21 protein-coding genes are annotated in these 23675 nt (G+C 65.0%); 13 read left to right on the top strand and 8 right to left on the bottom strand.

Annotated elements, in window-relative coordinates; all coding sequences use genetic code 11:
- Positions 1-44: 44 nt before the first annotated feature.
- The 6 genes from ACVWYQ_RS37505 to ACVWYQ_RS37530 all read left to right on the top strand — a co-directional run bounded on the left by ACVWYQ_RS37505 (position 45) and on the right by ACVWYQ_RS37530 (position 7464).
- The gene (locus tag ACVWYQ_RS37505; protein WP_271545661.1) at positions 45-1232 is read left to right on the top strand and encodes an MFS transporter; all 1188 of its coding nucleotides are present in this window, start codon (positions 45-47) and stop codon (positions 1230-1232) included.
- Positions 1233-1383: 151 nt separating this feature from the next.
- The gene (locus ACVWYQ_RS37510) at positions 1384-1746 is read left to right on the top strand and encodes a hypothetical protein (protein WP_271545220.1); all 363 of its coding nucleotides are present in this window, start codon (positions 1384-1386) and stop codon (positions 1744-1746) included.
- Positions 1747-1841: 95 nt separating this feature from the next.
- On the top strand, positions 1842-2234 hold the full coding sequence (locus tag ACVWYQ_RS37515; protein WP_157282446.1) for a FixH family protein: 393 nt from the start codon (positions 1842-1844) through the stop codon (positions 2232-2234).
- Between the two features lie 80 nt (positions 2235-2314).
- Entirely contained in the window at positions 2315-3736 is a 1422-nt protein-coding gene (locus ACVWYQ_RS37520; protein ID WP_456727079.1) for an efflux RND transporter periplasmic adaptor subunit, read from the top strand.
- On the top strand, positions 3733-6924 hold the full coding sequence (locus ACVWYQ_RS37525; RefSeq protein WP_404542380.1) for an efflux RND transporter permease subunit: 3192 nt from the start codon (positions 3733-3735) through the stop codon (positions 6922-6924). Before ACVWYQ_RS37520 ends, ACVWYQ_RS37525 begins: the two co-directional genes overlap by 4 nt.
- Before the next feature lie 60 nt (positions 6925-6984).
- Positions 6985-7464, top strand: coding sequence for a DUF411 domain-containing protein (locus ACVWYQ_RS37530; RefSeq protein ID WP_404542377.1), 480 nt, complete (start codon positions 6985-6987; stop codon positions 7462-7464).
- Between the two features lie 252 nt (positions 7465-7716).
- On the opposite strand, the gene ACVWYQ_RS37535 is transcribed toward ACVWYQ_RS37530, so the two are convergent.
- The 3 genes from ACVWYQ_RS37535 to ACVWYQ_RS37545 form a co-directional block, all read right to left on the bottom strand.
- Positions 7717-8124, bottom strand: coding sequence for a GFA family protein (locus tag ACVWYQ_RS37535; RefSeq protein WP_275496498.1), 408 nt, complete (start codon positions 8122-8124; stop codon positions 7717-7719).
- Positions 8125-8257: 133 nt separating this feature from the next.
- Positions 8258-9337 carry a Cj0069 family protein gene (locus ACVWYQ_RS37540; protein ID WP_404542373.1) on the bottom strand — a complete coding sequence of 360 codons (1080 nt, stop codon included), beginning with the start codon at positions 9335-9337 and terminating at the stop codon, positions 8258-8260.
- A 223-nt stretch (positions 9338-9560) separates the two neighbouring features.
- Positions 9561-10352 (bottom strand): IclR family transcriptional regulator, encoded by a 792-nt coding sequence (locus ACVWYQ_RS37545; RefSeq protein WP_271545213.1) that lies wholly within the window; start codon positions 10350-10352, stop codon positions 9561-9563.
- Positions 10353-10521: 169 nt separating this feature from the next.
- Between ACVWYQ_RS37545 and ACVWYQ_RS37550 the strand changes: the two genes are divergently transcribed.
- From ACVWYQ_RS37550 to ACVWYQ_RS37570, 5 genes are read left to right on the top strand one after another with little or no spacing between them, the layout of a single operon-like run.
- Positions 10522-11682 carry an aminotransferase class V-fold PLP-dependent enzyme gene (locus tag ACVWYQ_RS37550; protein ID WP_404542371.1) on the top strand — a complete coding sequence of 387 codons (1161 nt, stop codon included), beginning with the start codon at positions 10522-10524 and terminating at the stop codon, positions 11680-11682.
- Positions 11683-11704: 22 nt separating this feature from the next.
- Positions 11705-12607, top strand: a complete 903-nt coding sequence (locus tag ACVWYQ_RS37555) for an amino acid ABC transporter substrate-binding protein (RefSeq protein ID WP_404542368.1) — start codon at positions 11705-11707, stop codon at positions 12605-12607.
- Between the two features lie 49 nt (positions 12608-12656).
- Positions 12657-13451: an amino acid ABC transporter permease gene (locus ACVWYQ_RS37560; protein WP_456727080.1), complete on the top strand. Its 795-nt coding sequence runs from the start codon at positions 12657-12659 to the stop codon at positions 13449-13451.
- A complete protein-coding gene (locus tag ACVWYQ_RS37565) occupies positions 13448-14143 on the top strand; it encodes an amino acid ABC transporter permease (RefSeq protein ID WP_404542364.1) in 696 nt (231 codons plus the stop codon). Before ACVWYQ_RS37560 ends, ACVWYQ_RS37565 begins: the two co-directional genes overlap by 4 nt.
- A gap of 36 nt (positions 14144-14179) precedes the next feature.
- On the top strand, positions 14180-14938 hold the full coding sequence (locus ACVWYQ_RS37570; RefSeq protein WP_404542361.1) for an amino acid ABC transporter ATP-binding protein: 759 nt from the start codon (positions 14180-14182) through the stop codon (positions 14936-14938).
- A gap of 50 nt (positions 14939-14988) precedes the next feature.
- Here ACVWYQ_RS37570 and ACVWYQ_RS37575 read toward each other — a convergent pair whose 3' ends face one another.
- The 4 genes from ACVWYQ_RS37575 to ACVWYQ_RS37590 form a co-directional block, all read right to left on the bottom strand.
- On the bottom strand, positions 14989-15771 hold the full coding sequence (locus ACVWYQ_RS37575) for a sulfite exporter TauE/SafE family protein (RefSeq protein ID WP_404546268.1): 783 nt from the start codon (positions 15769-15771) through the stop codon (positions 14989-14991).
- Positions 15772-15995: 224 nt separating this feature from the next.
- On the bottom strand, positions 15996-16580 hold the full coding sequence (locus tag ACVWYQ_RS37580; protein WP_275496491.1) for a DUF1254 domain-containing protein: 585 nt from the start codon (positions 16578-16580) through the stop codon (positions 15996-15998).
- Positions 16577-17155 carry a DUF1214 domain-containing protein gene (locus tag ACVWYQ_RS37585; protein ID WP_275509099.1) on the bottom strand — a complete coding sequence of 193 codons (579 nt, stop codon included), beginning with the start codon at positions 17153-17155 and terminating at the stop codon, positions 16577-16579. The genes ACVWYQ_RS37580 and ACVWYQ_RS37585 overlap by 4 nt, the downstream gene beginning before the upstream one ends.
- 10 nt (positions 17156-17165) lie before the next feature.
- Positions 17166-19454 (bottom strand): transglycosylase domain-containing protein, encoded by a 2289-nt coding sequence (locus tag ACVWYQ_RS37590; RefSeq protein WP_404542358.1) that lies wholly within the window; start codon positions 19452-19454, stop codon positions 17166-17168.
- A gap of 292 nt (positions 19455-19746) precedes the next feature.
- Between ACVWYQ_RS37590 and ACVWYQ_RS37595 the strand changes: the two genes are divergently transcribed.
- Both ACVWYQ_RS37595 and ACVWYQ_RS37600 read left to right on the top strand, forming a co-directional pair.
- Positions 19747-20262 (top strand): YcgN family cysteine cluster protein, encoded by a 516-nt coding sequence (locus ACVWYQ_RS37595; RefSeq protein ID WP_157282462.1) that lies wholly within the window; start codon positions 19747-19749, stop codon positions 20260-20262.
- 156 nt (positions 20263-20418) lie between these two features.
- On the top strand, positions 20419-22002 hold the full coding sequence (locus ACVWYQ_RS37600) for an MDR family MFS transporter (protein WP_456727081.1): 1584 nt from the start codon (positions 20419-20421) through the stop codon (positions 22000-22002).
- 1 nt (position 22003) lies between these two features.
- Here the strand turns inward: ACVWYQ_RS37600 and ACVWYQ_RS37605 are convergent, their stop codons facing one another.
- On the bottom strand, positions 22004-23653 hold the full coding sequence (locus ACVWYQ_RS37605) for an alpha/beta hydrolase (protein ID WP_404546266.1): 1650 nt from the start codon (positions 23651-23653) through the stop codon (positions 22004-22006).
- Positions 23654-23675: the final 22 nt, after the last annotated feature.

A 23675-nucleotide genomic window follows, 5' to 3' on the forward strand; every position in this document is an offset into this window, starting at 1 on the left:
AGGAGAACATTCGTAGCTTGCGCGGCTGGCCGCTGATTGCGGTGATGTGTATCGGCCAGCTCGGCAATCTGCTGCCGCACGTGACGTTATCCGCGAATCTGGCCCAGCATCTGATGCCGGCATGGGGATTGTCGGCCGCCGAGGGCGGGATGATGGCGAGCGGCTACGCGTTTGGCTACATGCTGGCGGTGCCCGTGCTGACGACGCTGACCGATCGCATCGACGCACGGCTCGTGCTCCTCGGCGGCTCTGTCGTCAGCGGACTTGCGACCGTCGCCTTTGGCATCTTCGCGCAAGGCTTCTGGTCGGGGACCATCATCTGGTCGCTCGCCGGCCTTGGCTTTGCCGGTGCCTACATGCCCGGGCTCAAGGCACTGACGGACCGGCTGCCCGCCGGCGACACCTCGCGGGCGGTCACGCTCTACACGTCGAGCTTCTCGGTGGGCGTCGGCCTGTCGTTCCTGATCGCCCAAGTCCTCGCCGACGGCTGGGGATGGCGGACCGCGTTCTACGTGACCGGCATCGGTCCCATCGCGATGGTGGTCGCGTGTCTCTTGATCGATAGCCGCAGTCCCGCTCCAAGAGCGGGGCGCCTTTTGAACTTTGCGCCCGTCTTCGCCAACCGCGAGGCGCTCGGTTACATCTTCGGCTACGGCGCGCACTGCTTCGAGCTCTACGGCATTCGCACCTGGCTGGTCGGCTTCTGGACCTACGTCGTCGCGCATCAGGGCGCGCCCTCATGGCTAAGCCCGGTCCTGATGAGCTTCTGCTTTGCAGTGATCTCCATGCCGGCCAGCATCCTCGGCAACGAGGCCGCACTGAAATTCGGGCGACATCGGGCGATCACGGTGGTGATGATCGCCTCGGCTTGCGTTGCCCTCGTCATCGGCCTGAATGCGACGGCTCCGGCATGGGTGCTGGCGCTGCTGCTGATGATGTATGGCCTGACGGTACCGGCGGATTCCGGTGCATTGACAGCCGGGACGTCGGCCGCGGCTGTCTCGGAGCATCGCGGGGCGACTCTCGCCCTGCATTCGACCGTCGGGTTCGGCTTATCGGCAATCGGAGCCTGGGGAACCGGGGTTGCCCTCGATGCCGCTGGTGGTCCCCAGCGTGCAGAGGGCTGGCTGCTGGCCTTCATCGTGCTCGCGGCCGGGATCGCACTCGGCCCGCTCGCCTTGCTATGGTCGCGGACGGCTCGGTCCGACGAGCTGGTATCGAGGTCGCAATAGGCGAGGCAGGATGCGGGCGATCGGCCTGACGGGCCTCGGAGCCTTGGTCACGAATGCTTGACCTTGATCAAAGAATGCTTTCGGCCGCAGACTATGGTACTCAGGCAGCGTTGCGGCTCCAAAGGTATCCAAAAGGTTAAAAGCACGTTTCATGCGGATCGTTCGGACCATCCTGGCACTCGCCATCGCCATATCCCTGGCGATGCTGCCGGCTGGCGCGTCCGCATCCGGCTTCGCGATGTCGTCGGGTGACATGCAGGCGGCCATGCAGGCCGGCGGCGACGGCGACATGTCGATGGACGATTGTTGTCCCGACATGAAGGGTACGGGTTCCGACACCGGCTACAAGTGCGGGATGGGCTTCTGCTGTGTCGGCGGCACCGTCGCACTGGCGGACATTCGTCCGCTGGCTTTCGAATTCCTTGCCGTCGCGGCAGCGGAAACGGCCATTCCTGCCGATCAGGTCGTCGACTCTCGCGGCGGCAGTCCTCCCTTCCGGCCTCCTCGAATCTGATCTCTCCAAAGACGCGCGCGGGCACGCCCCGCGCGGCGATGACTGATGTGCGCGTTCCTGCGTCGCGGTCGAGATCAATTCATGAGGACAGGACAATGCTTTCCAAGTTCAGCACTGCGGCTGTTGCCGCCACCCTTTCGCTCGCCGCTTCAGTCGCTCTGGCGGGTGCCGGCGATTACGCCTTCGAGCCGGTCAATGCCGAGATGAAGAAGGGCGACGACGTCACGCTCGCCGTTCGCTTGACCAACAAGCAGACCGGCAAGCCGGTGCTTGATGCCGTCATCTTCAAGACGCGCGTCGACATGGCTCCGGACGGCATGGCCGAGATGGAATCGGCGGTCGCGCCGCTGCCCTCCAAGGAGCCGGGCGTCTACGCCTTTAAGACGGACCTGCCGATGGCCGGCCGCTATCAGGTCACGCTCTCGGCGAAGGTGCAAGGCGAGCCTGAGACGGTCACCGGCAAGGTCATCGTCAAGGCGACCAAGTGAGCTTTCGGGCGCCGTTGGACGGCGCCCGAACTTCTCTTTCCCATTCAGATGGACGCGCGCTCCGAGCGCGCGAAACAACCATGAAGACGTTGCGTCTGTTGACGACTCTCGCTCTCGGCAGTGGCCTCGCCCTTGGCGCGTACTGGTTCTCGAACGAGGGGCGCTGGTCGGTCCATGCCGAGGTGACCCCGGCTGCGGCGCCAGCGGACCGGACTCCGCTCTACTATCGCGATCCGAGCGGCGCGCCGCTTTGGTCCGCCGGGCCAAAGAAGGACGACCGCGGGCGGGACTATCTGCCGGTCTATGATGACGACAAGGCCGCCCAGGCAGAGCCGAAGCCACCACAGGCGGCTTCATCGCGAAAAATCCTCTACTACCGCAATCCGATGGGGTTGCCCGACACCTCGCCGGTGCCGAAGAAGGACCCGATGGGGATGAACTATATCCCCGTCTACGAAGGCGACGACGCCGATGACGGCACGGTGAAACTGTCGCCCGGCAAGATCCAGCGCAGCGGCGTGAAGTCCGAGCCGGTGGCGCGGCGATCGGTCCAGGTCCTGGTCAAGGCGCCCGGTACGATCCAATTGGACGAGCGCCGCGTCTCGGTGATCGCGATGCGCGCCGAGAGCTTCGTGCAGAAGATCGCGGACGTCACCACCGGCTCCCGCGTGAAGGCGGGCCAGCCGCTGATGGAGATCTACAGCTCGGCGGTCGCCTCCGCGGCGGCCGACTATCTCGCGACCATCACCTCCAAGACGGTCGGCGGGGTCGAAATCTACGGCCGCGGCTCGCGGCAACGGCTGATCAATCTCGACGTCCCCGAGCGGGTGATCGCCGAGATGGAGAGAACGCGCCTCGCGCCCGTCACGATCCACTGGTCGGCGCCTCGCGACGGGATCGTGCTCGAGCGCAACGCGATCGAAGGCATGCGCGCCAATCCCGGCGACGTGCTGTTCCGCATCGCCGACACCTCGCTGGTCTGGGCGCTGGTCGACGTCGCCGAGCGCGATCTCGGCAACATCGCGGTCGGGCAGGCCGTTACGGTGCGCGCGCGCAGCTTCCCCGGCCGAAGCTTCACCGGCAAGATCGCGGTGATCTATCCGCAGGTGAACCGCGAAACCCGGACGGTTCGCGTCCGCATCGAGCTCGCCAATCTAGATGCGATGCTGCTGCCGGACATGTATGTCGATGCCGACGTCCACACGGCGGACAGCGCGCCTGTCCTGGCGATCCAGGACAGCGCGGTGCTCGACACCGGCACGCGGCAGGCCGTCCTCGTCGACAAGGGGGACGGGCGCTTCGAGCCGCGGGAAGTAAAACTCGGCCGGCGCGGCGGCGGCTTTATCGAGGTGCGGGACGGCCTTGCCGAAGGCGAAGCGGTGGTCACATCCGCCAACTTCCTGATCGATGCCGAAAGCAATCTGAAGGCCGCGCTGAAAGGCTTTGCCGAGGCTGCGCCTCAAGCCGCCGACGGCGGCCATGCGACGGGAGAGCACAAATGATCGCCCGCATCATCGCCTGGTCGGCGCGCAACCTGCTGCTGGTGCTGTTCGGCACCGGCTTTGCGGCGGCCGCCGGCTTCTACGCGCTGCTTCATCTGCCGCTGGATGCGATCCCCGACCTCTCGGACACCCAGGTCATCGTCTACACCGAATATCCCGGCCAGGCGCCGCAGGTAATCGAGGACCAGGTCACCTATCCCATGACGACGGCGATGCTGACCGTGCCGAAATCGAAGGTGGTGCGCGGCTTCTCCTTCTTCGGCGTGTCGTTCGTCTACGTGATCTTCGAGGACGGCACCGACATCTATTGGGCGCGCTCGCGCGTGATGGAGTTCCTGAACGGCGCAACGTCGCGGCTTCCCGTCGGCGTCACCCCGACCATCGGGCCCGATGCGACCGGCGTCGGCTGGGTCTACCAATACGCCGTGATGTCGAAGGAATTGAACCTCGCCGACACGCGCACGATCCAGGACTGGAATCTGAAATTCGCGCTCGCCAAGGCCGAAGGCGTCGCCGAGGTCGCCAGCATCGGCGGCTTCGTCAAGCAGTACAACGTGGTGCTCGACCCGCAGCGCATGCGCGATCGCGGCATCAGCATGCAGAAGATCCGGGAGGCGATCCGTGCCAGCAATGCCGACGTCGGCGGCCGCACGGTCGAGCTGTCGGAGTTCGAATACGTCATTCGCGGCAAGGGCTACATCAAGAGCATCAACGATCTCGGCAACATCGTCCTGAAGACCAGCAACGGCACGCCGGTGCTGCTGCGGGACGTCGCCAATGTCGAGCTCGGACCCGACGAGCGGCGCGGCATCGCCGAGCTGAACGGCGAGGGCGAGGTCGCAAGCGGCATCGTGCTGCAGCGCTTCGGCGTCAACGCGCTCGACGTCATCGAAAACGTAAGGAAGCGGTTCAAGGAGATCGCGAGCAGCCTGCCGAAATCGGTCGAGATCGTCCCGGTCTACGACCGCTCGGGCCTGATCTATTCGGCGATCGACACGCTCAAGCACACGCTGTTCGAGGAGAGCATCGTCGTCGCGCTCGTCTGCATCGTGTTCCTGCTCCATGTCCGCAGCGCGCTGGTCGCGATCCTGATGCTGCCTGTCGGCGTGCTGATGGCGTTCGGCGCCATGAAGTTGCTGGGCCTCGGATCGAACATCATGAGCCTCGGCGGCATCGCCATCGCGATCGGCGCCATGGTGGATGCGGCGATCGTCATGATCGAGAACGCGCACAAGCACCTCGAGCGCGCCGAGCCCCGTCAGTCGCGTGTCCAGATCCTGATCGACGCGGCATCCGAGGTCGGCCCGGCGCTGTTCTTCAGCCTGCTCATCATCACTGTCTCGTTCATGCCGATCTTCACGCTGGAATCGCAGGAGGGGCGGCTGTTCAGCCCGCTGGCGTTCACGAAGACCTTCGCGATGGCGGCCGCGGCCCTGTTGTCCGTCACGCTGGTGCCGGCGCTGATGGTGATCTTCGTCCGCGGCAGGATCGTGCCGGAGAGGAAAAACGTCATCAACCGCTTCCTGATCTGGATCTACCGCCCGGTCATCAAGGGCGTGCTGCGCGCCAAGACGCCGGTGATCCTGGCTTCGCTGGTCGTGCTCGCCGTTACGATCTGGCCGGCACGGCAGCTCGGCACCGAGTTCATGCCGACGCTGAACGAGGGCACGCTGCTCTACATGCCGACGACGCTTCCCGGCATCTCCGTGACCAAGGCGGCCGAGCTGATGCAGACGCAGGACCGCATCATCAAGTCGTTCCCGGAGGTCGAATCGGTCTACGGCAAGGCGGGGCGGGCGGCGACCGCGACCGATCCGGCGCCGACCGAGATGTTCGAGACCTTGGTCAGCCTGAAGCCGAAGGAGCTTTGGCGTCCCGGCGTCACCGTCGACAGCCTGATCGCGGAGATGGACAAGGCGCTGCAATTTCCGGGCGTCTCCAACGCCTGGACCATGCCGATCAAGGCGCGCATCGACATGCTGTCCACCGGCATCCGCACTCCCGTCGGCGTCAAGGTGATGGGCACCGACCTCGTCGAGATCGACCGGCTGGCGAAGCAGGTCGAACGGGTGATCAAGACGGTGCCGGGCACCTCATCGGCCTATGCCGAGCGCGGCATCGGCGGCTACTATCTCGAGATCGTCCCGGATCGCGAGGCGCTCGCCCGCTATGGCATCCTGATCCAGGATGTTCAGGACACCATCGCGGCGGCGCTCGGCGGCCAGACCGTCACGACAACTGTGGAGGGGCGGCAGCGGTTCACGGTGAACATGCGCTATCCGCGCGACCTGCGCGACAGTCCCAAGGCGATCGCCAGCGATATATTGGTGCCGATGCCTGCAGGCGGCGCGGTGCCGCTCGGCGAGGTCGCGAAGGTCGAGCCGGCGCGGGGGCCGACCTCGATCCGGACCGAGAACGGCCAACTCGCGACCTACGTCTACGTCGACATCCGCGATCGCGACATCGGCAGCTACGTCGCCGATGCGCAACGCGCCGTGACTGACAGCATCCAGTTCCCGCCCGGATACTACGTGGTCTGGAGCGGCCAGTACGAATATCTCCAGCGCGCCGCGGCGCGCCTGAAGATCGTGGTGCCGGTGACGCTGACGATCATCTTCCTGCTGCTGTACCTGAATTTCAGGGCGATGACCGAGACCTTGATCGTGATGCTGTCGCTGCCCTTCGCGCTGGTCGGCGGCATCTGGATGATGTGGTGGCTCGGCTTCAACATGTCGGTCGCCGTCGCCGTCGGCTTCATCGCGCTTGCCGGCGTCGCCGCCGAGACCGGCGTCGTGATGCTGATCTACCTCGAGCATGCCCTGGCCGAGATGAAGGCGGCGTGCAGCGCCGAGGGCAGGGGCTTCACCCGGCAGGATCTCCACGAGGCCATCATGGTGGGCGCGGTCGAGCGCGTCCGTCCCAAGATGATGACGGTCGTTGCCATCATGGCGGGCCTGCTGCCGATCATGTGGAGCACCGGAACCGGGTCGGAGATCATGCAACGAATCGCGGTGCCGATGATTGGCGGCATGATATCGTCGACGCTGCTGACGCTGATCGTGATCCCGGCGATCTTCGGATTGGTGAAGGGCTTCCGCCTGCCGCCCAAGCGCGAGGACAGAGGACAACCGGCTGAGATGCCCAAGCCGATCGGCGCCAGATTGCGCGTCGTGGAGCCGGCCGGATGAGGCGGGCCGTGACGCACGATATATGTCGGGGCGCCGGAGTGACAGAAGAGGAAGCCGAAGATGAAGCAACGCGCATATCTGATGACCCGCCGGTCCCTTGTCGGGCTGATGGCTGCGGCAGCTTTTGCAAGGCCCGCCGCGGCGGCGCCCGACGCAGCCACGCTCACAGTGCATCGGGATCCGAGCTGCGGCTGCTGCGCCGGCTGGGTGCAGCATCTGCGGGACGCAGGATTTACCGTGCAGGTCGAGGAGACTCCCGACCTCGATCCGATCCGGGCGCGCCTCGGCATCCCCTCGAACCTGGTCGCGTGTCATACGGCGGAGGTCGCCGGTTATGTTGTCGAGGGGCACGTGCCGGCCGCGGCCGTGCGGCGCCTCCTCGCGGAGCGTCCAAACGCGAAGGGGCTCGCCGTCCCGGGCATGCCGGTCGGATCGCCCGGGATGGAAGGCGGCACGCCGCAGCGTTACGAGGTCGTGCTGTTCGGTGCCGACGGTCAGAAGCCGTTCATGCGCTTCATCGGCGCGGAGGAAATTGATTGATGAAGGAGCGGACGGTGCTGCGCGATGCCTAAAGCGGAATGGCTTTAGCTCGAATCTATAGTCGCGGGCTCGGTGCAACCTCTCCCGCTTGCGGGAGAGGTCGCGCCGAAGGCGCGGGTGAGGGCTTTCTCCTCTTGGGGACTATCCCGTTGCGGAAGCACCCTCTCCCCAACCCTCTCCCGCAAGCGGGAGAGGGAGCGCACCTCTCTCGTTGCAGCAATCGAACCTCATTTCATCCCGCTCTAGCCACCACTACGGCTGCGGCGGATAGCGCTCGAATGCCGGCAGTTCGTGCGCATGCTCCATCCAGCGCAGGCGCTCGGCGACCTGCATCTGCATCGTCGGCGGCACGGCCTCGGGATCGTCGTAGGTCGCGCTCTGGATGTCGATCATCCCCGGCAGGATGTCGCCATTGACGTAGAACAGTCCGGTTCCGCACGCGCTGCAAAAGTGCCGCCGCCCGTGTTCCGAGGAGCGGTAAACCTTCGGCTCGCCCTTGGTCACCTTGACCGCGCCCTCGGGGTACATCGTCCAGCCGACGACCGGAGCGCCGGCGTGTAGCCGGCAATCGCGGCAGTGGCAAAGCGCGTGGACGATCGGCTCGCCTTCGACCTCGTAGCGGATTGCGCCACAATGACAGCCGCCGGTGATGGTGCTCATGCGTTCCTCCGATCGAAGATGACGTTTCAGATCGATAGCCCTCGCGCCTTTTGGCTTCAACAACGCAACCAAATCGGGATTGCGTCGTACTGTCGCCTGACAGCTGCTGCCATTTCCTACAAGCGCGACCAGGCTAAGTTCGCGCCCGTGTGCGCGCGATCCGCATCAGCCGTTGCTTCACCGTCCGCGCGATCGCAGCCGGCGCCTCCTCGGGGATCGCAAAGCACGAGCTCGCGTTGATCTCGCAGAGCACGTAGGTGTCTGCGCCGGCCGCATCTTTCGGCCCGTACAGGAAGTCCGCATCCCAGATCACCGGCAATGACGACTCATCGATGCCGAGCGTTGCCATCATCTGCGGCGTCCATTCGTCCTCCATCGCTCCTCGCAGCGCCTGGAATGGCGAAGCATCAGGCCCGTGCATGATCCGCGGCCCGGGCTGGGCCTCAGGCGCCTCCGGTCCTTCCGGCGGCGGCGGGATCAGGGCCTTGATCTTCTGGTGTCCGAAGCCTGCGACTTTGGTGCCGCTCATGTAGCAGCGGATCATGCCGTCGGGCAGGCGCGGTTGAAACGCCTGGTCGATGATGCAGCCGCCCCAACCGAAATAGGGCTCGCACCGTGCGAGCAGCGCATCGATCGGCATGTCCTCAGGCGTGCTGCCGCGCTGTGCATGCAGCACGCGAACCATGCTTTCCGTGCCGGGCAGGGCCTCAACCTTCCAGACCCCCTGGCCGCCATTGCCGCGGTTCTGCTTCAGCACGCGCGGGCCGCCGGCACGAAGGCGCGCCGGAAACTGGCTGCGGAAGCTTGCCGCGGTGTCATAGCGATGCGTGTCGGTGCCCCAGCCCAGATGCCGTGTCCGGTAGAGCACCTCCTTGACGCCCATCTTCAGAATGATGTCCGGATGCGCGCTCACCCATGGCCCTTGCGCCGCGACGTCGCGCAGCAGGGCGTCGAGCTCGGCGCGGGTCTTGCCCTGGTGGATCGGATCGACCCAGACCAGCACGCCGTCGGCTGCGAGCAATTGGTCGCGGACCGCGCCCGCAAAGCTCTCGTGGTAAATCGCTGGGAAGGCGTCGATGCCTGCGGCGGCGAGCGCCTCGAAGACGCGGACGAAGCGGCTGTTCTGCGCCGTCGCCTCGCGCCGCGCGGCAGCGTCGCCGCGGGAGAGGATGGCTATTGTCTGGCGGGAGGAGGGGTGACGTTCGGTGTCCATGCGCAAGCTCCACGCATGTGCGTGCTGCGCAGAGCTTGGACCTGGGTCTCACGGGGAGTCTGCATCGTCCCCACGCGGACAATGTATGTGAAACCGCCTCGTCGTTTCAAGATGGTTGGCGGGTTCCTGACGAAGGGAGCTCGCCTCCATCGATCTCGACGCCGGAAAGCTTGATCAAATCATTGATGTCGAGATCGAATTGGACTCGATCGAACGAGACCGATCAGGATGGGTCGCTTACGCCATCCTCGTTGTCCCCGAGGATTGTCTCCGATAGCAGTGCAGCGGCCTTCTGCAGGGGAGCTATGAACCGATCCAGCTCAGTGAAGCTCACCCGCGCCACGGGAACGGACACACCCAGGCACGCGATCAGCTCGCGATCCGGTGAGAGGATGGGAACGGCACAGCCGACCACGCCTCGCACATATTCTTCATTGGTCTTGGCCCAGCCGCGCTTGCGGGTCTCATCGAGCACCTCCATGAGGCGCTCGACATCGACGATCGTGGTTTCCGTGTATCGCGTCAGCGTGAGCGCGCGGCACAGCTTCTCGCGCATGCGCTCCGGCAGTCGGCTCATATAGATCTTGCCAGTCGACGTGCAGTGGAGCGGGGCCGCTTCGCCGGGATTGAACTGGAGGCCTTGCGGTTGCGAGACGCGGACACTGTCGACGTAGGCAACGACATTGTCCCGCACGACCCCGATCTCGCATTGCTCGCCGATTTCGGTGGCGACGGCGCGAAGCACCGCGTGCCGCCGCGCGGTGCGGAAGGCTGCGCCGATGACACCGGCCGACAGCAAGACCAGTTGATTGCCGACCACGTAGCGCTTCGTCCCCACGGCTTTCTGAAGAAGCCCGCGCTGCTCCAGATTTCCGATGAGCCGATGGGCCGTCGGCAGCGGTAGGGACAGCGCAGCGGCGATCTCCGCAACCGAGGCTGCTCTGGTCTGGCTGGCGACATAGCCAATGATCGCGAACGCGCGGTCCAGTGGGCCGTCGGTACTCGGCTGCTGCATTTCACCGTCTCCACCCATCTCAGGAAATTATCATTTTTCGGAATAAAAACTACTGAAATATGAAAATCTTTCTAGCCGCTTTTGTGCTGTGCCCATATCGTTGGCGTTGTCCGGTGGTGAACAGGATTTGTGCAGTGCGAGCCACCGCGGACGTGCTCAGGAGATCGGGATGTCAGGTCTTTACGACGTCGATGCCGTGAGGAAGGAGTTTCCAGCTGCCGAGCGGATCACCTATCTCGACTCCGGCTTCCAGACGCCGCTCGCGCGTCCCGTCAAGGCGGCGATCGATCGTTTTCTGAGCGAAGGTCTCGAGACTGCCGGCCCGAAGAGCCTCTGGCTCGATCGCGTCGAGCAGACGCGCGAAAAGCTGGCGCGGTTTCTCGGCGCATCGGCCGACGAGATCGCCTTCACCAAGAACACTTCGGAAAGCATGAACATCGCCGCGAATGCGCTGCCGCTGCGCGCCGGCGACAAGGTCCTGATGATCCACGGCGATCATCCGAACAACGCCTACGCATTCCTCAATCTGCGGCGCAAGGGCGTGACCGTCGCATTCGTGCCGATGACGGAGATCGTGAACGCCGACAGCCTTCGTCCCTACATCGATGCGAGCACGAGGGCGATCTCGATCTCGCAGGTGACATTCCATGCCGGTCATCGTTTCGACATCGAAAGCATCGGCGCCCTCTGCGCGGAGAAGGGGCTCTATTTCGTCGTCGACGTGATGCAGGCGATCGGCGTCGTGCCGATCGATGCGAAAGCGATGCGCGCGACCTTCATCGGTTCGGGCAGCCATAAGGGGCTGCTCGTGCCGCAGGGACTGGGCCTGCTCTATTGGGACAAGTCGAGGGCTGAGCTCGAGCCTGCCTATCTTGCGGCCGCGAGCCTCGCTGAAGTTCCGGCCGATCTGATCGCCCGGCCTGACAGGCTCGATCCGGCCCCGAGCGCGCGCCGCTTCGAGCTCGGCAATTTCAATCTTCCGGCCATCCATGCGCTCGATGCCTCGCTCGACATGATTGAAGCGCTGGGCGTCGAGAACATCCAGAACCATTGCTTCGATCTCGGCGATCACCTCATCGCCCGGCTCGATACGCTCAGCGTCCGCCTGGTCGGCCCTCGCGCGCGGCAACATCGCGCGCCGCACATCTACGTCATTGCGCTGCCCGCAGCCGAATGGCTCGGCCATTTCGAGGAGAATAACGTCCGCGTGTCGCCGGAGCGGGACGGCATTCGCGTGTCGTTCGGGATGTTCAACACGGTTGGTGACGTCGACCGCCTGATCGAGGTCATCCAGCGGCGCGGCGTGAAGCCATCATCGAGAGCCGCATAGGCTGTCCAGCAAGGAGACGTACATGACGAAGTTTGCACGTGTCTTGAGCATTCTGTCAGGTCTCGCGGTCATTGGCGGCCTCGGCAGCGCCGCGACTGCCGCCGACAGCCCCACGCTCGCCAGGATCAAGTCGAACGGCGCTATTACCATCGGCCACCGCGAGGCTTCGATCCCGTTCTCCTACCTCGGTCCCGACCAGAAGCCGATCGGGTTCTCGCTCGATCTCTGCGCAGCCATCGTCGAGCGCATCAAGGTGGAGACCGCCTTACCCAATCTCAAAGTCAATTACGTTCCGGTGAACTCGTCCAACCGCATCCCGCTGATCCAGAGCGGCACCGTCGACATCGAGTGCGGCGGCACCGCCAACGACAGGAAGCGGCAGGAGCAGGTCTCGTTTTCCGTCGCCACCTTCGTCAGCCAGCCGCGCTGGCTGGTCAAAGCGGACAGCGGCCTGAAGACGGCCGGCGATCTCAAGGGCAAGACCATCGTCGTGACCCAGGGCTCCAATGCCGTCGGCTTCGCGCAAGGCGTGAATGCGAAGGAGCAGCTCGGCTTCAACATCGTCCAGGCCAAGGACCATGCCGAATCCTTCCTGATGTTGAACACCGGCCGCGCGGCCGCCTTCATGGAAGACGATATTCTGCTCGCCGGCCTCAAGGCCGCAGCTCCGAAGCCGGATGCGCTGATATTTCTCCCCGAGGGTTACGCCAAGATCTATTATGGCCTGATGTTCACGAAGGGCGATACCGGCTTCAAGGCGCTGGTCGACGACGTTTTGTCGAAGCAGATGGCGTCGGGCCAGTTCGAAAAGACCTACGCCAAATGGTTCACCAGGCCAATTCCGCCCAAGAATGAGAACCTGGCGTTTCCGCTGACGGTCGAGCTCACGGAACGGATCGCGCATCCCAGCGACGCCGTCGATTGATCGCGACGTCGGCAGAGACTGTCCCGCAAACCGAGCCCCGAGGTTCGCCATGTTTGCAGTGCTTCTTGAACAGACCGCGGACGGCCAGCGCTATATCGACTGGCTCGTGTCGGGCCTCGGCTGGACCTTGGCACTGGCGTTCTTCGGCTGGTGGATCGCCTTCGCGGTCGGTGTCGTCGTCGGCATCGGCCGCACCGTGCAAAACCGGGCCGTCGCTGCGCTTGCCCGTCTCTATGTGGAGATCTTCCGCAACATTCCCGTGCTGGTGCAGATGTTTCTCTGGTACTTCGTCCTGCCGGAGATACTTCCCGTGTCGCTCGGGAACGCCATCAAGCAGATTCCGCCGCCCTGGGGATCGTTCTTTCCGGCGCTGGTGTGCCTCGGTCTCTACACCGCCGCCCGGATCGCCGAACAGGTGCGTGCCGGGATCGAGGCCCTGCCGAAAGGTCAGGTCGAAGCGGCAAGCGCGCTCGGGCTCAGCGGGTATCCGACCTATCGCTATGTCATCATTCCGCAGGCGCTGCGCCTGATCATCCCGAGCCTGACCAGCGAGGTGATGGGCATCTACAAGAACACCTCGGTCGCGCTCACCATCGGACTGATGGAGCTGACGGCTCAGGCCCGCCAGATCAGCGAAGCGACATTCCAGACCTTCACCGCTTTCGGCGCCGCAACGCTTGTCTACCTCGCGCTGGCGCTCATCGCCTATCAGGGGATGGCGCTGATCGACAGGGCCGTGCGCATTCCGGGCACGGGCCCTGCGGACGATGCAGTCAAGCCCGCCGCGACGCGCGCCACCCAACCGATCGACTCTCTGCCTGATGCGATGGAGATCGTGAAATGAACAGCCTCGATTTCTCCGTTGTCCTCCAGGCGTGGCCTTACCTCTGGTCGGGCCTGCTGTTTTCGCTGGCGCTGACCGCCGTTGCTTTCGTGGTCGGCCTGGTCCTCGGCACTTGTCTCGCCCTGGTGCAGCACTTCGAAGTGCCCGTGCTCGGCAAGCTCGTGCGGGGCTATGTCGCCCTGATGCGCTCGATCCCGCTGATCCTGGTTCTGTTCTGGTTCTTCTTCCTGGTGCCGATCGTGCTTGGCCATCTCGGCGGCAACGGGCGGCCGGTCCCGATCGGCGCCACCTGGACCGCGTTCATCACCTTCGGCCTGTTCGAGGCAGCCTACTATTCGGAAATCATCCGCGTCGGATTGCGGGCCGTGAACCGGGGACAGTTCGAGGCCTGTCAGGCGCTCGCACTCTCGACCTTCGATACCTATCGCTCCGTGATCCTGCCGCAGGTGCTCCGCGTGGCCAGCCCGATCATCCTGAGCCAGACCATCATCCTGTTCCAGGACACCTCGCTGGTCTACGTGCTCTCGCTCACCGATCTGCTTGGCGCAGCCTCGAAACTCGCGCAGCTGAACGGCCGTCTGGTCGAGATGTATCTGGTCATTGCGGTGGTCTACCTCACCATCAGCTCGGCGGCATCGCAATGCGTGGCCTCCTTACGCAAGCGGTATGCGATCGCGGGACTACGCCGCTAGCGCTGCGCATGGTCATCCCAATCTTTGGAGAGGAAAATGCTTGAGCTCGCTGCGAGGAATCGGGCGTCCATCGTCACCGTGGAAAATCTGGTGAAGCGGTTCGGCCATTTCACGGCCCTGAACGACGTCAATCTCACTGTTGCCGTCGGCGAGAAGGTCGTGCTGTGCGGCCCCTCCGGCTCGGGCAAGTCGACGCTGATCCGCTGCATCAACCACATCGAGAAGCACGATGCGGGGCGCATCGTCGTCGACGGCATCGAGCTGTCGGACCGCATGACCGACGTCAACGGCGTTCGTCGCGAGGTCGGCATGGTGTTCCAGAGCTTCAACCTGTTTCCGCACCTCTCGGTCGTCGAGAATTGCATGCTGGCGCCGATGAAGGTGAGGGGCCTGTCCCGCACTGATGCGCATGAGCGAGCGATCGGTCTGTTGCGCAAGGTGCGCATTCACGACCAGGCGAACAAATATCCGGGGCAGCTCTCCGGCGGCCAGCAGCAGCGCGTCGCCATCGCGCGGGCGCTGTGCATGCAGCCGAAGGTCATGCTGTTCGACGAGCCGACCTCCGCGCTCGACCCGGAGATGGTCAAGGAAGTGCTCGACACCATGGTGGAGCTCGCGAAGGACGGTATGACCATGGTCTGCGTCACGCACGAAATGGGCTTTGCCCGCGAGATCGCTGATAGGGTGGTGTTCATGGATCGCGGCTGCATCGTCGAGGAAGCCGACCCCGAAACCTTCTTCCGCGCACCGAGCACGGAGCGGGCGAGGGATTTCCTCTGCCAGATCATCCCTTAGCGATCCGTCTCGATCTGCGAACCGATCGAGGGCACGTCGCGGGAACCAGCCTACCCATGTCGCCAGATTCTCACGGCCGAAATGACCAGGATCACAGCCAATCCCGGCAGAAGAATCGAATTCGGGACGACGCCGAGAAGCAGGCCGCCGATGAATGTGCCGGTGATGGACCCGATGGCCATCGCAAGCATGAACTGCCAATTTGCGCGGAGCACCGAAAAGCTCTGGTCGCGACTATAGCGTGCAAATCCCACCAGCATGGTCGGCAGGCTCACCGCGAGTGAGAGGCTGCCCGCCAGCTTCACGTCCGCGCCGAACAACAGGATCAGGGTGGGGATCAGGAATTCCCCTCCGGCGACGCCGAGCAACGATGCCACGATCCCGATCGCAAAGCCCGCTGCTATGCCCGCGACGATCAGGCTCACGCCTGTCAGCGCCGGTGGGGTTGCCGCCTCGTTGCCATGTGCGAACAAAAGCATGCCGGCGATCAGGAGCAGCAGGACGGCAATGATCTTGTAGAGCGCCCCGGACTTTAGGCGCGTCGCCCAGGATGCTCCGGCATAGGCGCCGAAAAGGCTGCCCGCCAGCAGGTTCAGGATGATCGGCCAATGGGCATGTATCTCCGCGAACGGAACGGCGTGTGCACGAAACGGCAGTGCGCTCGCCACCACGATCAGGCTCGTCGCCTTGTTCAGAATCACGGCCTCGAGGCCGCGAAATCCGAACAGGCCGATGAGCAGGGGCAGCCGGAATTCTGCACCACCGAGACCGATCAAGCCGCCCAGAGTGCCGATGATTGCGCCGGAGCCGAACGCGGCAGGATTGTTTCGCATGGACACGACGCAAAGATGCGCGAAAGACAACACCCGCGACGGACGGCTCCGTGCGGGTGTGACGAACTCTCGATGATGCCAGTATGCCCCTGTTTTGCCCGACGAGTCAAAGGTAAGCACGGGTCCCCGGCGGTATCGTTGCGGTCGGCGGAAGAGCGTAACGATTTCAACGCCCCGCTACTGTGCATGGGGTTGTTTTCGCACTTTTTGTTTGGCGGCCGCGCTCACCGCCGGCCGCGCGGCGCCTCGGCCTTGGCCGGCGGCTCGGTTTGCGGGGCGCAGGTCGCGGCCTGAAGCGAGGCTTGCGCCTGCTGCATCAGGCCGGGCTCGGGGGCGAGCGCCTTCATCAGGATCAGACCGGTCGTGGTCGGGGAATCGATGATCAGGCGGTCAGCCGCGGTGACCTCCTCGTCCTCCGGCAGCTCGCTATGCTGCGCTTCCGTCATCAGATCGAGCTCGATCACCTTGCGGCCCGCGGAGCGGTCGTTGATGGCGTAATAGGCGATCTCGTTGCGGGTGTAGAACGACACCGAGGTGTAGGCTTGGCTCACCGGCACGGTGAGCTTGATCGGCCCGCCAGAGAGATCATAACGACAGATCGCCAGCGCGAAGGCCGGATCCATGAACGGCATCGGCGAATTGTTGGGATCGGCGAGGGGAAGCTGGGTGACGGCGTTCACCCTGGTCATCGGCGTCAGCCGCGAATAGGCATCCTGCGTGGCAATCCGCGGCAGCGCCAGCACGCTGACGAGATGGACCACGAGGCCCAGCACCACGCCGGCGACGACGGTGAAAACGAGCCGGATCATGAGCAGCCCACCGTGGTAATGCTCGGCATCGGCGCATCGCGCTGGGTGCGCGTCCCAACGCCGACCGGCGTGTCGTAGAGACGCAGCATCAAGGCGTAGCGCTCGATGCCGCCGGTCGGCAGCCAATTGCCGGCGCGCGAGCGCGAGGCGATCCGGATCTCGAACGAGCCGTCGGATGCGCGCACGATCTCCTGGCTGGTGAAGCCGTAGCGCTGCAGCGAATTGGCGACGAGATGGCCCTTGCGGTCGTAGAGCGTCAGCGTCCAGAACCGCGCCGGCGGCGTCACGCCGGAGATGACCACGTCGCAGCGGCCGTCGAGCGCCTTCTTCCTGTCGTCGGTGGTTGCGGTGAAGGCGACCCCGTCGCCGGTGCCGATCGGCAGCTCGCCGTTGCGGACGATGGTGGCGCGCGAATAGGGATCGACGTCGGCGGTGCCGGTGCGCGGCCGTGCCGTCCAGGGGCCGATGGTCAGCGCGCCGATCTCGGTGCCGCGCGTCGTGGTCATCCACGTCGCGCCGACGCCGACGACCGTCGCGAGAAGAAGCGCCGTCAATGTGGTCAGGATCAGCCGCACTTGCTTTCGATCAGTACTTGCGCGGGGCGGAGGTGTTGGCGTTGTCTTCCGCATAATTCTGCGGGAAGGCGAGCGCGCTCGCCGACGAGGACGGCCTCGCCGGATTGCTGTCATTCGCCGTCGATTTGTTCGCGGCCTTGGCCGCATCATCCAGCAGCTTCTCGACCCGCACCAGGATGTCGGCGCCGCGCTTGGTCAGCACCGGCGGCGGACCGGGCTTGGTCTCGAGCACTTTCGGCGCCGCGTTGGCCTGCGCGTTGCTCACATGCTGCGGCGGCAGCTTCTGGCCCATGCCGATGCCGGGGATCTCCCGGACCTCGACGCCCTGATGCGCCACGAGCATGATGTCGTGCCAGGTCTGCGCCGGCAGCGAGCCGCCGGTCATGCGGTTGGTCGGCGAATAATCGTCGTTGCCGTACCACACCGCGCAGGTGAAATTGCCGGTGAAGCCGACGAACCAGGCGTCGCGATAGGCATTGGTCGTGCCGGTCTTGCCCGCGGTCGGAATGCCGTCCAGCGCGGCGCGGCGCGCGGTGCCTTCGCTGACGACGTGGCTCATCATGCCGGACATGTCGGCGGCGACGGAGGCGGGGATCGCCTGCCGCGGCTTCGGTCCGTCGCGGTCCCAGCGCCAGACCAGGTCGCCGGCGCCGGTGCGCACCTCCAGCACCGCATGCGGCGTCACCGCCTTGCCGCGGTTCGGGAAGGTCGCGTAGGCGACCGCGTGCTCGAGCACTGTGACTTCGTCCGAGCCGATCGGCATCGACGGCGTGTCGGGCAGCGGCGCCTTGAGACCGAAGCGGCGCGCGACCTCGACGATCTTCGCGCGGCCGACCTTGGCGGGGTTCTGCGTCTTGGGCTCGTTCTTCCGGCCGATCTCGATCGACAGCTTCACCGGCACGACGTTGATCGAGCGGGTGATCGCCTGCGTCAGCGTCACCGAGCCGGAATAGGAATGGCCATAGTTCTGCGGGCACCAATTGCCGATGCAGACCGGACCGTCGACCACGACCGAGTTCGGCGTGTAGCCGTTCAAGAGGGCCGTGGCGTAGACGTAGGGTTTGAACGAGGAACCCGGCTGGCGATAGGCGTCGGTAGCGCGGTTGAACTGGCTGGCGCCGTAGTCGCGCCCGCCGACCATGGCGCGGACGCCGCCGTCGAGGTCGGCAACGACGGTCGCCGCCTGCGTTGCGTGATAGTCGCGGCCGAACTGGCGAAGCTGGTTCTCGACAGCGGCCTCCGCCGCCTTCTGCAAGTTGGCGTCCATCGCGGTGCGGACCACGAAGACGCGCTCGGTGTAGGACTTCGGGAAGGTGTCGACCAGCTTGCGCATCTCGTCGAAGGCATAGTCGAGATAATAGTTCGGCGAGGCCTCGTCGCGGCGGTCGACCGCGAAGGCGGGGTTGCGGCGGGCGCCGAACACCTGGCCTTCGGTCATGAAGCCGGCATCGACGAGGTTGTCCAGCACGACGTTGGCGCGGGCGCGGGCGGCGGGCAGGTTGATGTGCGGGGCGTACTTGGTCGGCGCCTTGAACAGGCCGGCGAGCATCGCCGCTTCCGCCAGCGTCACGTCGCGCGCCGACTTGTTGAAGTAGAAATGCGCCGCGCCGTCGACGCCGAAGGTGCCGCCGCCCATATAGGCGCGGTCGAGATAGAGCTTGAGGATCTCGTTCTTGGTCAGGCGCCATTCCAGCCAGATCGCGAGGAAGGCCTCGTTGACCTTGCGCTCGATGGTGCGCTCGTTGCTCAGGAACAGGTTCTTGGCGAGCTGCTGGGTGATCGAGGAGCCGCCCTGGCGGACGCCGCCGGCTTGCGCGTTGGTGACGAGCGCGCGCGCGGTGCCGGCGATGTCGATGCCGAAATGCTCGTAGAAGCGGCGGTCCTCGGTCGCCAGCGTCGCCTTGATCAGCACGTCTGGAAAGTCTTCCAGCGGAATGGAATCGTTGTGCTTGATGCCGCGGCTGCCGATCGGGTTGCCGTAGCGGTCGAGGAAGCTCACCGCGAGGTCGGACTTCTTCAGCCAGTCCTCGTCCGCGGTCTCGCGGAAGGCGGGAATGGCGAGGGCGAGCATCACGACGAGGCCGCCAAGCCCGAGGGTTGCGGCCTCCGAGAACGGCTCGATGAACACCCAGCGCTTCCACCGCCCGACATAGAAGCGGTCCATGAAGGTCGAGTAGCGCTCGTAGAGCTCGCGGATGCCCTTGGCCGAGGAGAACAGCGAGGAGTCGATGCGCGCATCGAGATCCAGGAAGAAATTCCGGATCCTCTGCTTCCAATGCGGTGGTATGATCTGGCGCACCTAGAACCCTTGCGGCTTGCTTCGAAAGCGTTCAAGCACCCGGCCGGGGCGGCATCGAGACGTCTTGCGGGTATGTTGCGGCAAACCCAAGGCGCCCGGCCAGCATCCGAGGGACTTGCTGTTCCTTCTAGCCGAGCGGGGCTCATAAACCAATGGCCACGCTCGCTATTTTGAACAACAGGCCTAATTGACCCCGGATCATTACGGGCCTCAAAGGGGCCTCGCTTGCACCATTGCCGCCGCGCGCCCTAGATGGCGTTGCCGTAGCTCTTTCGAACTGTTGTTGAGGCGCATGACCGCAGCTCCCAAACGATCTCAAGGCCAGGAAGGATTCTTCTGGAAAACCAAGACGTTGGAACAGATGTCGGAGCGCGAGTGGGAAAGCCTGTGCGACGGCTGCGGCCGCTGCTGCCTGAACAAGCTCGAAGACGAGGACACCGGGCAGATCTACTTCACCCATATCGGCTGCAAGCTGCTCGACGGGACGAGCTGTGCCTGCAAGGACTATCCGAATCGTTCCGACAAGGTTCCGGACTGCGTCCGCCTGACCCCGGCCAATGTCCGCACCCTGAACTGGCTGCCGCCGAGCTGCGGCTACAAGCTCGTCGCCGAAGGGCGTGACCTCTATTGGTGGCATCCGCTGGTTTCGGGTGACCCCAACACCGTGCACGAAGCCGGCGTCTCCGTGCGCGGCCGCGTGGAGGGCAGCGAGGAGGAGGTCCCGGACGAGGAGCTCGAGGACCACATCGTGCAATGGCCGGCGACCTTGCCGAAGCGAGCGCGCTTGAAACGACGTCCGAAGGACTGATCCGCCGCCGCGCCGAGGTCACGTCTTTGCGATGACCTCAAGGCGGGATGCACCCATGCGTCGCGGTGCCTGCCTGGGAAGAAATTTCCCCTCTACATTGGGCTGCATAGTACGAATCCTTCGCGGTGTTGCACCGCGTCACGACGCCCGATCGAGATGAACAAGTTCGACCGGCAGAGCGATTCTGCCGACATCCAGGCCTTGCCCGACGACATTGCCGAAGAGCTGTCCCGCCTGCCGAGCGAGGTCATCAGCGTCGACGACGCGCCCTCGATCGCCCCGCCGGTACCGCTGAGCTCCGACGAGGTCCGCACCATCGTCATCAGCCTGATGGTGACGATGTTCCTGGCCGCGCTCGACCAGACCATCGTGGCGACGGCGCTGCCCACCATCGGACGCCAGTTCCAGGACGTCTCCAATCTGTCCTGGGTGATCACCGCCTATCTGCTCGCCTCGACCGCGGTCGCGCCGGTGTTCGGCACGCTCAGCGACATCTACGGCCGCCGCGTCATGATCATCATCTCGCTCAGCCTGTTCGTCGCGGGCTCGGTGCTGTGCGCGATCGCGCCGAACATGCCGATGCTGATCCTGGCACGCGGGCTTCAGGGCCTCGGCGGCGGCGGCATCATGCCGGTGGTGCAGACCGTGATCTCCGACGTGGTGAGCCCGCGCGAGCGCGGGCAGTACCAGGCCTATTTCTCCAGCGTCTGGATGGTCGGCGGCATCCTCGGCCCGGTCATCGGCGGCGTGTTCGCCGAGCATCTGCACTGGTCGATGATCTTCTGGATCAACCTGCCGCTTGCGGCCGCAGCGCTCGCATTGCTGCTGCCGAAGATGAAGAAGATCCCGGTGTTCCACCGCAAGCGCAAGGTCGACTGGCTCGGCGGCGTCTTGCTGATGGCGTCCGCCGTCGTCTTCATGCTGGTGCTGACCTGGGGCGGGACGCGCTATCCCTGGCTGTCGCCGACGGTGCTGGCGATGGTGGGTGGTGCCGTTGCGCTCGCGGTGACCTTCGTATGGCATGCCCGGCGGGCCGACGAGCCGTTCCTGCCGCTGCCCTTGCTGACGGGATCGGTGGCGCCGTTCGCACTGACCGCGGGAGGCTGCGGCCTCGGGGCGATCACCGGCCTCACCGTGCAGCTGCCGCTCTATTACGAGCAGGTCTATCATCTCACCGCCAGCGAGGCGGGGCTTGCGCTGATCCCGCTCGCGGCGGTCTCGACCGTCGGCGCGGCCGTCGCCGGCCGCACCATGGCTCGCGCAAAACACTACAAGCGCGTCGCCATCATCGGCACGTCATGGGCCGCGTTGTGCGGTCTCGCCCTCACGGTCACCACCTTGCCGCTCTGGGGTCTGCTGCTGCTGATGGCCGCGTTCGCGCTGGGACTCGGCACGACTTTTCCGGTGTGCGTGGTCTCGCTGCAGAATTCGGTGGCGCGTCCGCAAGTCGGCACCATCACCGGCGCGATGAACTTCTTCCGCTCGCTGATGTCCTCGTTCACGGTGGCGGCCTTCACCGCGATCCTGCTCATCGCGCTCGGCACCGACATCCCGCTCGCCGGCGAGCATCACGCCGCGGGCGCCGTCGCGATCCCCGCCGACGACATGCGGCACGCCTTCCGCTACGTGTTCGGCGCCGCCACCGCGCTGATGACGATTGCTGCGCTGTGCCTGATCGCGATGGAGGAGCGGCCGCTGGCCGGACCCTCGGCCAAGCAGCCAGTGGAGATGGCCGAGTAGGCTAGCCGCCTCGATCGGCGTAAGGCTCGTTTGCGACATTGCCCTCGGCGGCCTTTCGCGCCGCCGCCGCAAGATGGGTCTTGAGCTGCGCCAGCGCGTCGGCGGACCAATCATGGACATCGGTGACGGCGACCCAGGCATCGACGTAATGTTCGGGCGCGTAGACATGGCCAAAGCCCATCGGGGTATTGGTCGCGACTGCCATGTCGAGGGCGAGCTGCAGCATCGTCACGACTGGATACCATCGCAGCTCCGGTGACACATCCGGCCCGCGCGGCGCCGTCATCCAGTCAGGGGCCCGATAGGCGTCGCGATAGGCGAAGAACGTGATCGCGTCGCTCGCATATTGCAGATAGACGATGCGCATCGGACCCCAGGGCGCATCTGCCGGCACCGTCGGTCCATTCTGGTTCATGAAGCGCACGAAGCGGCCGTCGCGGAATTCCGGCAGCCAGGCCGGCGTGCCCGGATTGCGGTTTGCCGTGATCGAGCGCCAGATGCGACTTTCGAACGGCGCGCCGCTCAAAAGTGCGCCCGCAATCGGATCGCCGATCATCTCAAACAGCTCTGCGGATTTTTCCGAGTTCATCGCGCCGAGGCTCAGTCCGTGCAGGTACAGCTTCGGCCGCCGGTTCTTCGGCAGCGTCGTCCAGTAGCCGTAAATTTCCGAAAACAGGGCGCGCGCCGCTTCTGCACCGGATTCGGGCTGAAACAGCAGCGTCAGCGGACTGTTGAGATAGGAATACTGCATCGCGACACTGGCGACGTCGCCATGGTGGAGATATTCGACAGTGTCCATCGCGGCAGGGTCGATCCAGCCGGTTCCGGTCGGCGTAACGACGATGAGTGTGTCGCGATCAAACCCGTGCTGCCGCTTGAGCTCGTCGAGCGCAAGCTTGGCGCGCGCTTGCGCCGTCTCGGCGCCGCCAAGGCCGACATAGACCCGCACGGGCTCCCGCGCGGGCCTTCCTGTAACGGCGCTGATCTCAGTTGCGGTCGGCCCCGAGGCGATAAATCTGCGCCCCATGCGTCCAAGCTGCGTCCACTTCACCAGCGAGGCGGCACTTCCCGTTCGTTCGGGCGCGGTCGGCTGCGGCCGCTCGGGCTCAAGCAAGGCGTCGACTTCGCGAAAGGACAAATCGAGCGCGTTGAACGCCGTGCGGATCAGGACATTGCTGGCGATCGACCAGAACAACAGGCCCGCGGCGAGCACGCCGATGACGTTCGCGATCCTCCGCGGAATGACGCGTCTCGCACGCGCGGCGATGAGGCGCACGGCAAGCGCGAACAGCCGCGCCAGCACCAGCAGCACGACGAACGTCATCACGGCGATGGCGCAGACCTTGAGCGGATGGGCGGTCTCGACTGGCGCCATCTTCATCACGGTGCGGATCGAGTTCTGCCATCCGGCTGCCCGCCACAGAAAAACAATGACGACGAGCAGGCAGGCGGCCGCCACCAGCGCGTTTGCGGTCGATCTCAGGCGCGCCGGCGGCTCGGGCAATTCCAGATAGTGCCACAGCCAGCGCCAGACGTTGCCGGCGAGATAGCCGATCCCGAAGCAGGCGCCGGCGATGGCGCCCTGCGTGAGATAGCTCCGCGGGATCAGCGTCGGCGTCAGCGCGGCTGCGAAGAACAGGGCACCGAGCATGAGGCCGACGCCGGAGAACGAC

The sequence above is a fragment of the Bradyrhizobium sp. USDA 3397 genome, from assembly GCF_054060965.1.